The sequence below is a fragment of the Paraburkholderia sp. 2C genome, assembly GCF_054589215.1.
Genome location: NZ_BAAILL010000041.1, coordinates 47,752 through 60,411, shown reverse-complemented (window position 1 = coordinate 60,411; position 12,660 = coordinate 47,752). Strand labels below are relative to the sequence as shown.

The 12,660-nt window shown below is 64.2% G+C and carries 16 protein-coding genes; 10 read left to right on the top strand and 6 right to left on the bottom strand.

The genetic code is table 11. From position 1 onward, the window contains the following. Positions 1–86 precede the first annotated feature (86 nt). The gene (locus ACYPXD_RS18885) at positions 87–689 is read left to right on the top strand and encodes a sigma-70 family RNA polymerase sigma factor (RefSeq protein ID WP_459714434.1); all 603 of its coding nucleotides are present in this window, start codon (positions 87–89) and stop codon (positions 687–689) included. Then, the gene (locus ACYPXD_RS18880) at positions 686–1,327 is read left to right on the top strand and encodes a DUF1109 domain-containing protein (RefSeq protein ID WP_459714432.1); all 642 of its coding nucleotides are present in this window, start codon (positions 686–688) and stop codon (positions 1,325–1,327) included. The genes ACYPXD_RS18885 and ACYPXD_RS18880 overlap by 4 nt, the downstream gene beginning before the upstream one ends. A 40-nt stretch (positions 1,328–1,367) precedes the next feature. Here the strand turns inward: ACYPXD_RS18880 and ACYPXD_RS18875 are convergent, their stop codons facing one another. From ACYPXD_RS18875 to ACYPXD_RS18855, 5 genes are all read right to left on the bottom strand, one after another. Further along, complete coding sequence (locus ACYPXD_RS18875; RefSeq protein WP_459714430.1) at positions 1,368–1,865, bottom strand: RNA polymerase sigma factor; 498 nt, start codon at positions 1,863–1,865, stop codon at positions 1,368–1,370. Continuing rightward, on the bottom strand, positions 1,862–2,350 hold the full coding sequence (locus ACYPXD_RS18870) for a DoxX family protein (RefSeq protein WP_459714428.1): 489 nt from the start codon (positions 2,348–2,350) through the stop codon (positions 1,862–1,864). Before ACYPXD_RS18870 ends, ACYPXD_RS18875 begins: the two co-directional genes overlap by 4 nt. A 457-nt stretch (positions 2,351–2,807) precedes the next feature. Next, entirely contained in the window at positions 2,808–3,074 is a 267-nt protein-coding gene (locus ACYPXD_RS18865) for a DUF4148 domain-containing protein (RefSeq protein ID WP_459714426.1), read from the bottom strand. Positions 3,075–3,282: 208 nt separating this feature from the next. Beyond that, positions 3,283–3,822, bottom strand: coding sequence for a hypothetical protein (locus ACYPXD_RS18860; protein ID WP_459714423.1), 540 nt, complete (start codon positions 3,820–3,822; stop codon positions 3,283–3,285). 134 nt (positions 3,823–3,956) lie between these two features. Next, the gene (locus ACYPXD_RS18855; protein ID WP_459714420.1) at positions 3,957–4,823 is read right to left on the bottom strand and encodes an IclR family transcriptional regulator; all 867 of its coding nucleotides are present in this window, start codon (positions 4,821–4,823) and stop codon (positions 3,957–3,959) included. Between the two features lie 134 nt (positions 4,824–4,957). Between ACYPXD_RS18855 and ACYPXD_RS18850 the strand changes: the two genes are divergently transcribed. From ACYPXD_RS18850 to ACYPXD_RS18825, 6 genes are all read left to right on the top strand, one after another. After that, the gene (locus ACYPXD_RS18850) at positions 4,958–5,266 is read left to right on the top strand and encodes a UxaA family hydrolase (protein ID WP_459714418.1); all 309 of its coding nucleotides are present in this window, start codon (positions 4,958–4,960) and stop codon (positions 5,264–5,266) included. Positions 5,267–5,380: 114 nt separating this feature from the next. Continuing rightward, complete coding sequence (locus ACYPXD_RS18845) at positions 5,381–6,694, top strand: UxaA family hydrolase (protein WP_459714415.1); 1,314 nt, start codon at positions 5,381–5,383, stop codon at positions 6,692–6,694. 167 nt (positions 6,695–6,861) lie between these two features. Continuing rightward, positions 6,862–7,905: an aldo/keto reductase gene (locus ACYPXD_RS18840; protein ID WP_459714413.1), complete on the top strand. Its 1,044-nt coding sequence runs from the start codon at positions 6,862–6,864 to the stop codon at positions 7,903–7,905. 1 nt (position 7,906) lies between these two features. Then, on the top strand, positions 7,907–8,746 hold the full coding sequence (locus tag ACYPXD_RS18835; RefSeq protein ID WP_459714411.1) for an amidohydrolase family protein: 840 nt from the start codon (positions 7,907–7,909) through the stop codon (positions 8,744–8,746). 175 nt (positions 8,747–8,921) lie between these two features. Continuing rightward, entirely contained in the window at positions 8,922–9,665 is a 744-nt protein-coding gene (locus ACYPXD_RS18830; protein ID WP_459714409.1) for an SDR family oxidoreductase, read from the top strand. Positions 9,666–9,720: 55 nt separating this feature from the next. Then, positions 9,721–10,569: an ureidoglycolate lyase gene (locus ACYPXD_RS18825; RefSeq protein WP_459714405.1), complete on the top strand. Its 849-nt coding sequence runs from the start codon at positions 9,721–9,723 to the stop codon at positions 10,567–10,569. 124 nt (positions 10,570–10,693) lie between these two features. Here ACYPXD_RS18825 and ACYPXD_RS18820 read toward each other — a convergent pair whose 3' ends face one another. After that, positions 10,694–11,152: a PaaI family thioesterase gene (locus ACYPXD_RS18820; RefSeq protein WP_459714403.1), complete on the bottom strand. Its 459-nt coding sequence runs from the start codon at positions 11,150–11,152 to the stop codon at positions 10,694–10,696. A 127-nt stretch (positions 11,153–11,279) separates the two neighbouring features. Between ACYPXD_RS18820 and ACYPXD_RS18815 the strand changes: the two genes are divergently transcribed. Together ACYPXD_RS18815 and ACYPXD_RS18810 are read left to right on the top strand one after the other, a co-directional pair. Next, positions 11,280–11,750, top strand: a complete 471-nt coding sequence (locus tag ACYPXD_RS18815; protein WP_459714401.1) for a hypothetical protein — start codon at positions 11,280–11,282, stop codon at positions 11,748–11,750. After that, positions 11,750–12,610, top strand: coding sequence for an MBL fold metallo-hydrolase (locus tag ACYPXD_RS18810; protein ID WP_459714398.1), 861 nt, complete (start codon positions 11,750–11,752; stop codon positions 12,608–12,610). Before ACYPXD_RS18815 ends, ACYPXD_RS18810 begins: the two co-directional genes overlap by 1 nt. Positions 12,611–12,660 lie beyond the last annotated feature (50 nt).

The following is a 12,660-nucleotide window of genomic DNA, read 5'->3' as shown; positions in this document are numbered from 1 at the left end:
TAGAATGATCGCGGAATCTTCGTGAAGGCCGCGCTGTGGCAATCATGGCAATCCGGCACAAACAGGAGCGGCGCGAGCAATTGTCGATGAATCGAGGCAATGAGGGCACAGAGGGCACTGAGGCGCCTGACGCACACCATGCACGCCCGGTGGAAGAACGGCTGCGAGCGCTTTTTATCCGTTCGCTCGATGGCGACTCCGCCGCCTACCACGTGTTTCTGCAAGAGCTTGCGAAACACGTGCGGGCGCTGCTGCGCAAACGCCTGCCCAATCTGCGTGACGATGTCGAAGACATCCTGCAGGAAGTGCTGCTTGCCATCCACAAGGGGCGTCATACGTACCGGCGCGACGAACCGCTAACCGCATGGGTGCACGCGATCCTGCGCTACAAGCTCGCCGATTTTCTGCGTGCCCGTGCGCGTCACGAAGCGCTGAACGATCCGCTCGACGAGGTTCCGGAGCTGTTCGGCGAATCCGGTATCGAGCCCGCGGAAGTCAAACGCGATCTGGGCAAGCTGCTCGATCTGCTGCCCGACCGGCAGAAGTTGCCGATTCTGCATGTGAAAGTCGAAGGCCGGTCCGTGGAGGAGACAGCGCGTGCAACCGGCCTTTCCGAACCCGCTGTGAAAGTCGGTGTGCACCGCGGCCTGAAGGCACTGGCATTGAAAATACGTGGTGGGAAAACATGAATACCGAGAACCTGATTGCAGTTCTGGCGGCGGAGGCGGCACCGGTCGGCCGGCATATCGTCGAGCGCCGCATGCTGTCCGCGCTTGCCGTTGCGGCATGCGGCGCGCTTGCATTGCTGCTGCTCAGCTACGGCGTAAGGTCCGATCTCGCGTGGCTCGTCGCCACGCCGGTCTTCTGGGCCAAGGTTGCCTTCGCGTTGACGATGGCCGGCGCGGCGCTCGTCGCAACGGTACGGCTGTCGCGCCCCGGCGTGGCGGTCGGACGTGCGTGGGCCGGGCTCGCCGCGCCGGCGGCGATCGTCGTGCTCGTCGCGCTGACGGTCTTGTGGTTCGCGCCGCACGGCGCGCGCGCTGCGCTCGTGATGGGGCACACGTGGCGAACCTGCTCGCTGAATATCGCCGCGCTCTCCGTGCCGGGCCTCGTGGCGATTCTCGCGGTCGTGCGCAGTCTCGCGCCCACCCGCTTGCGGCTGTCAGGCGCAGCCGCGGGGCTGCTGGCCGGCGCGATCGGCACGGCCGCGTACTGTCTGCGATGCCCGGAAACGAGCGTGCCGTTCTGGGCAACGTGGTATCTGCTCGGCATCGCGATACCGACGCTCGTTGGCGCTTTGCTGGGGAAAAAGGTGCTGCGGTGGTGACGGCTTCAATGCGGGATTCAATGCGCGATTCAACGCGGGCTTAATCGCGCGCCAGCAGCGCCCGCAGCTTGCTGCGCGCCCGTGAAAGACGCGACATGACTGTGCCGATCGGCAGATTCAGCGTATCCGCAACCTGCGCATAGCTCATTTCTTCGAGGCCGACGAGCAGCACGATTTCGCGCTGCTCGGCCGGCAGCTGCTGCAGCGCGAAATCGAGATCGCGTACCTCGAGACTGGCCGCATGATGCCCATCGACCATGAACTGATCGTCGATGATGCTCGCGTCGTCCACTGCGATATGCACTTTCGCATTCGCGGCGCGGATGACATCGTTGACAAAGATGTTGTGCATGATCGTCATGAGCCACGCGCGCAGATCCGTATCGGGACGAAACCGCGACGCATTGCGCAGGGCACGCTCGAGCGTGTCCTGCACGAGATCGTCCGCGCGTTCGCGGTTGACGAGGAGCGCGCGCGCATAGCGGCGCAGCCTCGGCAGGTGGCCCAGCATTTCGTCGCAGAGGTCCGATGCGCTCATGCCAGTTTCGGGCGCAGCCGTTTCCCGATGTAGCCGTCCAGCGCAAACGGACCGGCGCCACCGATGATGAGCGTCGCGAGACATGCGAGATACAGCAGATCGGTTTCGTAGCCGGGCGGCCCGAATTGCGGGCCGGCGGCGGTCACGGCCATCAGCTTGATCGACGTGAAGCCGAATTGCACATGCACGGTGAACGTGGCGACGGCCAGCACGGCTGCCATCGGTATGCTGACAAGCGGAACGAATGCGCCGAGCAGAATCGCAAGGCCGCCTAACAGCTCGATGAGAATCGTCGCCCATGCCATGAAATGCGGCGCGGGAACATGAAGCGCCTGAAGAATGGCGGCGAACACCTCGGGATGTTTAACGATCTTCGCTACCCCATGCGCCATGAACCCGTAACCGACAATAAACCGCAGCGGCAGCGGAGCCCAATGCGCGAATTTTTCTCTATCCGACAGAAACGAACCGACTAGCTCGGTCAATGGCCGACTGTTTTGCATGCTCGATAACCTCTTCCGTGATGATGAATGAACCGGTGTCAGCAGTGTGTTGACCGACACTGCCTTTGAGTTAGTTCGTTCGGAACACGGACGCGGTTACAGGCTTCGTCAAAAGATGCGAGCAAGGCGGCATGCGTGCGCGCGGGCGTCGGCCACGCGGAGCCGCCAGGCTTGAGGGTCGATGCGCGGTTCTCAGGAGCCGAAGAAAATATTGCAGAAGCTGACTGGGCCGGTGCACGCGTTCGAGTTGCTGGCATTCGCGCCCGAGGGCGGCAACGAAGCGCACGCGCTCACCGCCAAAACGGCTACTGCTGCGAGCAGGCCCCCTGTCGAACGGCGGCGCACAGTGTCGAGCATGGCGCGCGGTCCGTGGCGAGTCGCTTCGCCGCGAACAGCCTGCTTCTCGCGAGGGGAGTGATCGTGCTGCATGCCGGCCACCTCAGTGAGCGACCGAGGTGTTGGCATCCGCGGTCGAATGACCATCCTGCTGCCCGTTCTTTGCGAGCGCCTTCTGCTTCAGATAGGCAACGGTGTTCTGATACATCGGGCTCACGTCGGGATATGAAGCGTCGGTCACGAAATCGAGACCGTTCTGCTTCGCCTGCACGAGTTCCTGATAGACCTCGGCGCGCGTTTTGCCTTGCGCAAATACGTTGGCTGAACTGAATGCTGCAAGCGCCATGGCGAACATCGCGAACGTTTTCATTTCCGTCTCCTTGACGAGTTGTGCGGTTTGCAATCGGGTAAACATGACCCGTCACGGAGATATTCCTGACAGCGAGAAAAAGTTCGTTCGTAAGTACGCCAATGACATCGCGCACACGAATTTTTGAATTCGCGTGCGCAAAAGGGGAATAAGTTCGATGCTCAGCCGGTTAACCGTTTTTGCGCGGTTCACGCGAGCCCCGGCAAGCTCACGCGAGCTTCGCCGCAGCCTCTTCGATCTGCGCGCGCGAGACCGCGAGTTCTTCGAGCCACGCATCCGCGTAGACAGTGCCCGTCTCGCGTTCGAGCCGCGCGATCGTCGCTGCGCAACGCCCGGCGTCCTTCGGCGTGGCAATGAACGTCTTCACCGATTGCCCGCTGGTGAACGCATCGAAAAGCGGCACGCGAATTTCATCGGGCAGATTGCGCGTCCATTGATAAGGCTTGCCGTTAAACGTCAGCGTCGGCGGCAGCGCACGTTCTTTCTTCGCGGCGGGAATCAGCCCATACGAACGCGCGGCTTCGCCGATCTGCTCGGGAGAGAACAGTTCGTCCGGCGTGATCTCGAACTGGCGGATGTACGTTTCGATGGCTTGCATCGCCGCGGCGCGGTCGTCGCGCTTTTGCTGCGCCCGCGCAACGATGTCGCGCAGCTCGTCGGCTTCTTCGTGGGTGATCGTGAAGCTTGCCTGCTTCTGTTGAAGTTCGGTAAAGCGCTGGAATTCGTGATCGGACAGCAGTTTGGCCATTGCGTATCGAAGCGGATTGGATAGCGCGCACATGGTCACGCATGCGTGGCCATGTGCGGCGGGTTCGGAAAGGGCCGCCATTCTAACGCATGCGCGCGCGATTTCCAGCGCCAATCGAATGCCCGGGTTGCGGCCTAACCGGTGGTTTGCCCGGCTGACTGCGGGGCAGGTTCGTCGCTGATGCCGAACTCGCGAAACATCGATAACGCCTGCACCGTTTCACGCAGCAGCGCAGTGGTTTCCGCGAGAGAAGGCGCGACGTATTCGTCGATGCGCTTGAGATACGGGCACGTCAAGGCGGCGATGGCCTGGCCCGATGGGCCGAGCAAGGGAAAGGTCAGATCGGTGACGCCGAAAATCTGCTGACTGTCCTTCTGCGAAAAGCCGGCTTCGCGAATGCGCTCGCATGCCGCTTCGAGCGCGTCGTGATCGATCGTCACTTCGCCCTTCACGGCCGTGTGCTCGGCGAGCATGTGCGTACGCTGCTCGGGTGTCTGGAACGCCAGCATCGAGCGGCCCGAGCCCGTGTCGACGAGGCCGACGCGCGCACCGAGGCGCACCGCGATGCCCCAGGTGCCCGGCCCGTCCACTTGCGCGATCACGAGCAGATTGCCGCGGTCGTACACGGCGAGGTGCACCGACTGTTCCGCCTGCCCGGCAAAGCGCTGCATGAGCGGCAGCGCTTCGGCAATCAGCCGCTCCATCGGCGGATGCCGGTGCGCGAGCGCATAGAGCTTGAGGCTCAGCGAATAACGGTCGCCGCCGGCCGAGCGCACCACATATTGCCGCGCGACGAGCCGCTCGAGCATCCGGTAGATCTCGCTCGCATTGCGGTTGAGCAGCTTCGTGATTTCCGCGCGCGTCAGCCCGCCTTTCTGCTCCGCGAGCAATTCGAGGATGTCGAGCCCCTTGTCCAGCGCGGGTGCGCGGTAACGGTCGCCGTCATCCTTGTCGTCCACGTGCAGGTCCATGGTGACCGTCTGATGTCTGTTTGTTCGCATCCCATTATCCGGGGAATTGGGCCGCGACCCGTCGCCAGGGAAAACACGGACGCTCGCGGCGGACTCATACCTTGACCGAGTGAGGTTCGAATATGAATAATACGTTTATTAGTAAATAGTCAATAGAGCTGGCCATGACCGACCCACGACTGATCCTGCTGAACCCCGAGGACAACTGCCTCGTTGCCGGGGCGCGGCTTGCGGCCGGCACGCGGCTCGATATCGAAGGCGAGACGGTGACGCTCGCGAAGACGATCGATCTCGGCCACAAGGTTGCGCGCCGCGCGCTCGTCAAGGACGAGAAAGTGCTGCGCTACGGCGCGGTGATCGGCCACGTGACCGCGGATGTCGCGCGCGGCGAGCATCTGCACATGCACAACCTCGAAAGCGACTACCTGCCGACGTATACGCATGACGCGGGGTACACATTCGTTCAACATTGACTGGATGCACGGCCAATCACCGCGTGAAACCGCCGACGTCACAGGCGGCCACACGCGGGCACACGCGGCCACACCAGCCCTCGGAGTCCTCGCCCCACGCGACGCGAAAACATCATGACCGACACCGCCCGTTCCCCTAATGCCGCGCAGCAACCGATGCTGCAAGGCTATTTGCGCAGCGATGGCCGCAAGGGCATCCGCAACGTGGTTGCGGTTGCGTATCTGGTCGAATGCGCGCATCACGTCGCGCGCGAGATCGTGACGCATTGCCGCGAGCCGCTCGACGCGTTCGACGATCCATCGGCCGAACGCGAAGCGCCCGTGCACCTGATCGGCTTCCCGGGCTGCTACCCGAACAGCTACGCCGAAAAGATGATGGAGCAGCTGACGACGCACCCGAACGTCGGCGCGGTGCTGTTCGTCTCGCTCGGCTGCGAGAGCATGAACAAACACTATCTGGTCGACGTCGTGCGCGCGAGCGGCCGGCCCGTCGAGGTTCTGACGATTCAGGAAAAAGGCGGCACGCGCAGCACGATCCAGCACGGCATCGAGTGGGTGGCAGCGGCGCGCGCCGAACTGGCGAAGCAAACAAAGGTGCCGATGGCGTTGAGCGAGCTCGTGATCGGCACCGTCTGCGGCGGCTCGGACGGCACGAGCGGTATCACTGCGAATCCGGCCGTCGGCCGCGCGTTCGACCGGTTCATCGAGGCGGGCGCGACGTGCATCTTCGAGGAAACCGGCGAGCTCGTCGGCTGCGAATTCCATATGAAAAGCCGCGCGGCGCGCCCCGATCTCGGCGACGAGATCGTTGCGTGCGTCGCGAAGGCCGCGCGCTACTACTCGATACTCGGTCACGGCAGCTTCGCAGTCGGCAACGCGGACGGCGGGCTCACCACTCAGGAAGAGAAGTCGCTCGGCGCCTACGCAAAAAGCGGCGCGTCGCCGATCGTCGGCATCGTGAAGCCCGGCGATGTGCCGCCCACCGGCGGCCTTTACCTGCTCGACGTGGTGCCCGACGGCGAGCCGCGTTTCGGTTTCCCGAACATTAGCGACAATGCTGAGATTGCCGAACTGATCGCCTGCGGCTCGCATCTGATTCTGTTCACGACGGGCCGCGGCTCGGTGGTCGGCTCCGCGATTTCGCCGGTGATCAAGGTCTGCGCGAATCCGGACACCTATCGCAAGCTGTCCGGCGACATGGATGTCGACGCCGGGCGGATACTCGAGGGCCGCGCGACGCTCGAGGACGTCGGCCTCGAGGTGTTCGACGTGACCGTGGGCGTGGCGCGGGGCGAGCCGTCGAAATCGGAAACGCTCGGCCACCAGGAGTTTATTCTGACGTACAAAACGTTTGAGCCGGTCGGGCCCGCTTGCCTGCCTTCTCATGCGGTGATGTCGCCGCGGGGGGTGGGCGGCGCGCCGCAGTGAAGCTGGGGGGCGCGAAGGGAGGCGATGTGCAGGGTATGAGAAATGCAGGCGTGTGGGGAGCAGCGTTAGTGCTAAAGCACTAACGCTAGCCGACTCGCTGTGAAACTCCCGCCAGGCGCTAAAGCGCCAATCGGGAGTAACGCACCATGGGGCTGGAGACACAAAGAATGACATCCGCAATCGATTCGAAAGTCGACCGCCACCGCGCAATCGGCCGTCGCGGCAATTTGCAGGTAAGCGGCCTTGGCCTCGGTACGGCGCCGTTGGGCGGCCTGTACCGCGATCTGACCGACGAAGAGGCGCAGGACACCGTCGACGCCGCATGGAGCGCCGGCGTGCGCTATTTCGACACCGCGCCGCATTACGGGCACACAAAGGCCGAGCATCGGCTCGGCGACGCACTGCGCCGCTACGCCCGCGACGAATACGTGCTGTCGACCAAAGCGGGCCGCCGCTTCGTGCCCCGTACGCATCCGTACGACGGCAGCGAAGGCTGGCAGAACCCGCTGCCGTTCGAAGCGATCTACGACTACACGCACGACGGCATCCTGCGGTCGTTCGAAGATAGCCAGCAGCGCCTCGGCATCGTCGATATCGACATCCTGCTCGTGCACGATATCGGCCGCATGACGCACGGCGACAAGCATCCGACCTACTGGAAGCAACTGACCGACGGCGGCGGCTTTCGCGCGCTCGACGAATTGCGCTCGGCCGGTGTCGTGAAGGCGGTTGGCCTCGGCGTCAACGAAGGGCCCGTTGTGCTCGAAATGATGGTCGAGTTCGAGATCGACTGCGCGCTGCTCGCGGGACGCTATACGCTGCTCGAACAGCAGACGCTGAACGATCTGCTGCCGAACTGCGAAAAGCGCAACGTCAGCATTCTGCTCGGCGGCGCGTTCAACTCGGGCATTCTCGCGCAAGGCGTGTCCGGCGATCTGAAGTTCAACTATGGCGCGGCGCCGCCCGAAGTGATCGAGCGCGTCGCGCGTCTGGAGGACGTGTGCCGCGCGCATGGCGTGCCGCTCGCGGCGGCCGCCTTGCAGTTTCCGTATGCGCATCCGTCGGTCGCCACCGTGCTGACCGGCGCGCGCAGCGCCGATGAAGTGCGCCAGAACGTCGAATCGTTCGAGCGGCCGATTCCCGTCGAATTGTGGCAGGCGCTGCGCGACCAGGGTTTGATCGACCGGCGCGCACCGGTACCGGAGGCGTGACATGACGACGCCGCAGATCGACGCACATCAGCACTATTGGGACCCGTCGCGCGGCGACTACGGCTGGCTCACGCCCGCGCTCGCGCCGCTCTATCGCGTGTTCGGGCCGGCGGAGCTCGCGCCGCTGCGCGAGCGCGCGGGCGTCGCGCGGACGGTGGTCGTGCAGGCCGCGCCGACCGTCGAGGAAACGCGCTATCTGCTCGACCTCGCGCGCAACGAAGCATCGGTTGCCGGTGTGGTCGGCTGGGTGCCGCTGCTCGAGCCCGACGCGCCCGCGCTGATCGAGGAACTCGCGCGCGAGCCGAAATTCAAGGGCGTACGGCCGATGCTGCAGGATCTGCCCGACGACAACTGGATCGCCAACCCCGCGCTCGCGCCGGCCATCGACGCGCTGATCGCGCACGGCCTCGCCTTCGATGCACTGATCTTCACGCGCCACGTCGACGCACTGGAGACGTTTGCCCAGCGCTTTCCGGCGCTGCGCATCGTCGTCGATCACGGCGCGAAGCCGGCGATCCGCGACGGCAGCGCAGGCTGGCGCGCGTGGGCCGAGGGCATCGCGCGGCTCGCACGGCTGCCGCAAGTGCACTGCAAGCTGTCGGGCCTCGCAACCGAAGCGGCCGCGGGCTGGACCGAAGCGACGCTGCGGCCCTACGTCGACCATCTGCTTGCCGCATTCGGTCCTGCGCGGCTGATGTGGGGCAGCGACTGGCCGGTGCTGAACCTGAACGGCGACTATTTGCTGTGGCATTCGATCGCGACCACGCTGCTTTCCGCGCGCTCCGAGACAGAGCGCGACGCGATTTTTGGCGGCAACGCCGCGGCGTTTTATCGCCTTTGACAACGCCACGTTCGCGCACCGCGTGCGGCGAAAGCGCTCAGAAGGTGCTCAGAAAGCGATCGGACGGTGCGCAGACGGCGCTCGGAAGGCGCTAACTGGGCGCGGCAGCCCGCCAACCGAACCGATTGGATCCGAACTCGCACCAAATCCGTCTCACACTCATTGGGAGCCGCAAATGACACAACGACTGGCCGGCAAAACCGCGCTGATCACCGCCGCCGGGCAAGGCATCGGCCTTGCGACCGCTGAACTCTTCGCACGTGAAGGCGCGCGCGTGATCGCCACCGACATCAAGCTCGACTCGCTCGCCGGCAAGCCCGTCGATGCGCGCAAGCTCGACGTGCGCGACACGGCGGCGATCAACGCGCTCGCCAAAGAGGTCGGCCCGGTCGACGTGCTGTTCAACTGCGCGGGCTACGTGCACGCAGGCTCGATTCTCGAAGCAAGCGAAGAAGACTGGGATTTCGCCTTCGATCTGAACGCGAAGGCGATGTATCGGACCATCCGCGCGTTCCTGCCCGGCATGCTCGAGAAGGGCGGCGGGTCGATCATCAATATGTCGTCGGCGGCGTCGAGCGTGAAGGGCGTGCCGAACCGCTTTGTGTATGGCGCCTCGAAGGCGGCGGTGATCGGCCTCACGAAGGCCGTTGCGGCGGACTTCGTCACGCGTGGTGTACGCTGTAACGCGATTTGCCCCGGCACGGTGTCGTCGCCGTCGCTCGAACAGCGCATCGCCGAGCAGGCCCAGGCGCAAGGCAAGAGCGTCGCCGACGTGCAGGCCGCGTTTGTCGCGCGCCAGCCGATGGGCCGCATCGGCAAGCCGGAGGAAATCGCGGCGCTCGCGCTCTATCTGGCCTCGGACGAATCGGCGTTCACGACCGGCCACGCGCATCTGATCGACGGCGGCTGGTCCAACTGACCGGCTGCCCGTACTACTCGTTCGAAAGACTTTGCACTTACTGGAGACTGCAACGATGAAACTGCTTCGTTACGGACCGAAAGGTCAGGAAAAGCCCGGCTTGCTCGATGCGCAAGGCAAGATTCGCGATCTGTCGAAGGTGGTCGGCGATATCGACGGCAGCGTGCTTGGCGATGCAAGCCTCGCGAAGCTGCGCGCGCTCGACCCGGCCACGCTGCCGCTCGTCGACGGCAATCCGCGCATCGGTCCGTGTGTCGGCAAGATCGGCAAGTTCGTCTGTATCGGCCTGAACTACGCGGATCACGCGGCCGAATCGAATCTGCCGGTGCCGCCGGAGCCCGTGGTGTTCAACAAGTGGACGAGCGCGATCTGCGGCCCGAACGACGACGTCGAGATTCCGCGCGGCTCGAAGAAGACCGACTGGGAGGTCGAACTCGGCATCGTGATCGGCAAGGAAGCGAAGTATGTCGACGAGGCGAACGCGCTCGACTATGTGGCCGGCTATTGCGTGATCAACGACGTATCCGAGCGCGAGTGGCAGATCGAGCGCGCGGGGCAGTGGGATAAGGGCAAGGGCTTCGACACGTTCGGCCCGATCGGCCCGTGGGTCGTCACACGCGACGAAGTGCCCGACCCGCAGAACCTGAAGCTGTGGCTCGAAGTGGACGGCCATCGCTACCAGAACGGCAGCACGAAGACGATGATCTTCGGCGTGAAGACGCTCGTGTCGTATCTGTCGCAGTGCATGAGCCTGCAGCCGGGCGATGTGATTTCGACGGGCACGCCGCCGGGCGTCGGCATGGGCGTGAAGCCTTCGCCGGTATATCTGAAGGCGGGGCAGACGATGCGCCTCGGCATTGAAGGGCTCGGCGAGCAGCAGCAGAAGACTTACGCGGCGGAGTAAGGAACGCGGCACGCGCGAGGCGGCGTCGCCGGCTTTTGTTACTACCTTTCTGAATTTTGCGTAGTTTTTGTGTAGTGACAAGGGTGTAGCGACAAGGCCTTCGCACGCGTCGCACGCGTCCTTCTCAGTCCACTTGCGGTTCCCCCGGCTCGTCCCCCTTATGGTTCTCCGTCCCGTCGCCGATGCGGTTGATCGTGCCCTGCGCGACCGCGACGAGCCGTTCGCGATCGCCATCCGTCACAAACACGCTGCACTGGCAGGTCGCCTGATGGCGGCCCGCATACACGACCTGCGCGCGCGCCATCAGAATGCCGTTCACCGCCGGGCGCAGATAGTTGATCTTGTACTCCCCGGTAATCACCCTCGGCCCGAGCGCGAGCGCGCCGGCAAAGGTCAGCGCATTGTCCACGAGATAGCTGATCACGCCGCCGTGCACAAACCCGTGCTGCTGCCGCAGTTCGTCGCGGATCGGCAGGCATAGCGTCAGCTCGTTCGCGCCGACGTACATCAGTTCCGTGCCGAGCAGCGTGCTGAACGGCTGCGCATGCAATGCACCGCGCGCGCGGTCCAGGAGATCGGTCATCGTCGTATTCCTTCGGGTCGAAGCCCGCAGTGCGTTCCACCCACTCTAGAAAGCGCAATCGCACCAAGTCAAGGTAATCCAGAAAAATCGCGGATTAATTATTGCCAAAAACGACAGCAATCGATGAATGAGCCGCCCCGTGGTCCTGTTGGATCTTCAAGGCCGCGAGTTTTTCTTGTCCGCATCTCGAAGCGAATGCCGTCATTGCCGTAAACCCCGAGTGCGTTGGTTTTCCGGGCAACGCCTGTCGCACGCCGGTACGTGGATGGTGCGCGACGGCACCGAGCCTGCCGACATGGTCCAGCATGCGCGGGTCCCGCTCGCGTTCGGCGGCGCGCTGACCACGACCGAGCGCCGGCACACGGACCATGCGCGCGAAGCGAACACGCTTGCGACGAACGCCCGACGCCCCCTCGCGCGGCAGCGGCCTGGTCGACGACGTCGTCGCGAAGAGGCGTGGCATCGCGCGTCGCTTCATCAGCAGACCCGTCAGCTGAAAGATGCGGTTGCAGTGTTTGAGATTTCCGATTCGGTGCTGGCAGGCTCGCGACAGGTCGGTTATCGTGCAGTTGCTGCCGGTTCAATCCGAGGTAACTGATGAAAGCTGCGATCGAAGCGTTCCACGACCCTGCCACGGCGACGATCAGCTACGTGGTCCATGCGGGCCGCGGTTCGCGATGCGCGGTCGTCGATTCGGTGCTCGACTACGACCCGCGCTCCGGGCGCACGTCGACTCACTCGGCGGACCGCATCATCGCGTTCGTGCGCGACACGAAGCTCGACGTGCAGTGGTTGCTGGAGACGCATGCGCATGCGGACCATCTGTCCGCGGCGCCTTATCTGCGCGAGCATCTCGGCGGCGCGATCGGCATCGGCGAGCACATCCGGTCCGTACAGAAGATTTTCGGGCCCGTGTTCAACTTCGAGCCCGAGTTTCATGCGGACGGCTCGCAATTTGACCGGCTGTTTGTTGCGGACGAAACCTTCCGCGTCGGCGAACTCGAAGCGACCGTGCTGCATGTGCCCGGCCATACGCCTGCTGATGTCGCGTATCAATTCGATGGCGCGGTGTTCGTCGGCGATACGCTTTTCATGCCGGACGTCGGCACCGCGCGCTGCGATTTTCCCGGCGGCGACGCGCGCCTGCTGTACGCGTCGATTCGCCGGCTGCTGAGCCTGCCCGGCGACACGCAGCTCTACATGTGCCACGACTATCCGCCGAATGGACGCGGCGTCTGCTGGCATACCACGGTTGCGGACCAGCGCGAACGCAATATCCATATGCACGATTCGGTGGAAGAGCACGCGTTCGTCGAGATGCGCAATACGCGCGATGCGACGCTCGGCGCGCCCACGCTGCTGATTCCGTCGATTCAGCTCAATATCCGCGCGGGCGTCGCGCCGCCGCCCGAGGCGAACGGCATCCGCTATCTGAAGACGCCGCTCAACGTGCTTTGAGCGGCGGCGCGGCCCTCGCCGCGCGTGGCGCGCGCTGGCGCGAACGGTGA

Excerpts from the sequence above, each read along its gene's own strand:
- ACYPXD_RS18885 (WP_459714434.1), top strand. The coding sequence starts at position 87 with ATGAATCGAGGCAATGAGGGCACAGAGGGCACTGAGGCGCCTGACGCA.
- ACYPXD_RS18880 (WP_459714432.1), top strand. The coding sequence starts at position 686 with ATGAATACCGAGAACCTGATTGCAGTTCTGGCGGCGGAGGCGGCACCG.
- ACYPXD_RS18875 (WP_459714430.1), bottom strand. The coding sequence starts at position 1,865 with ATGAGCGCATCGGACCTCTGCGACGAAATGCTGGGCCACCTGCCGAGG.
- ACYPXD_RS18865 (WP_459714426.1), bottom strand. The coding sequence starts at position 3,074 with ATGAAAACGTTCGCGATGTTCGCCATGGCGCTTGCAGCATTCAGTTCA.
- ACYPXD_RS18860 (WP_459714423.1), bottom strand. The coding sequence starts at position 3,822 with ATGGCCAAACTGCTGTCCGATCACGAATTCCAGCGCTTTACCGAACTT.
- ACYPXD_RS18855 (WP_459714420.1), bottom strand. The coding sequence starts at position 4,823 with ATGCGAACAAACAGACATCAGACGGTCACCATGGACCTGCACGTGGAC.
- ACYPXD_RS18850 (WP_459714418.1), top strand. The coding sequence starts at position 4,958 with ATGACCGACCCACGACTGATCCTGCTGAACCCCGAGGACAACTGCCTC.
- ACYPXD_RS18845 (WP_459714415.1), top strand. The coding sequence starts at position 5,381 with ATGACCGACACCGCCCGTTCCCCTAATGCCGCGCAGCAACCGATGCTG.
- ACYPXD_RS18840 (WP_459714413.1), top strand. The coding sequence starts at position 6,862 with ATGACATCCGCAATCGATTCGAAAGTCGACCGCCACCGCGCAATCGGC.
- ACYPXD_RS18835 (WP_459714411.1), top strand. The coding sequence starts at position 7,907 with ATGACGACGCCGCAGATCGACGCACATCAGCACTATTGGGACCCGTCG.
- ACYPXD_RS18830 (WP_459714409.1), top strand. The coding sequence starts at position 8,922 with ATGACACAACGACTGGCCGGCAAAACCGCGCTGATCACCGCCGCCGGG.
- ACYPXD_RS18825 (WP_459714405.1), top strand. The coding sequence starts at position 9,721 with ATGAAACTGCTTCGTTACGGACCGAAAGGTCAGGAAAAGCCCGGCTTG.
- ACYPXD_RS18820 (WP_459714403.1), bottom strand. The coding sequence starts at position 11,152 with ATGACCGATCTCCTGGACCGCGCGCGCGGTGCATTGCATGCGCAGCCG.
- ACYPXD_RS18815 (WP_459714401.1), top strand. The coding sequence starts at position 11,280 with ATGAGCCGCCCCGTGGTCCTGTTGGATCTTCAAGGCCGCGAGTTTTTC.
- ACYPXD_RS18810 (WP_459714398.1), top strand. The coding sequence starts at position 11,750 with ATGAAAGCTGCGATCGAAGCGTTCCACGACCCTGCCACGGCGACGATC.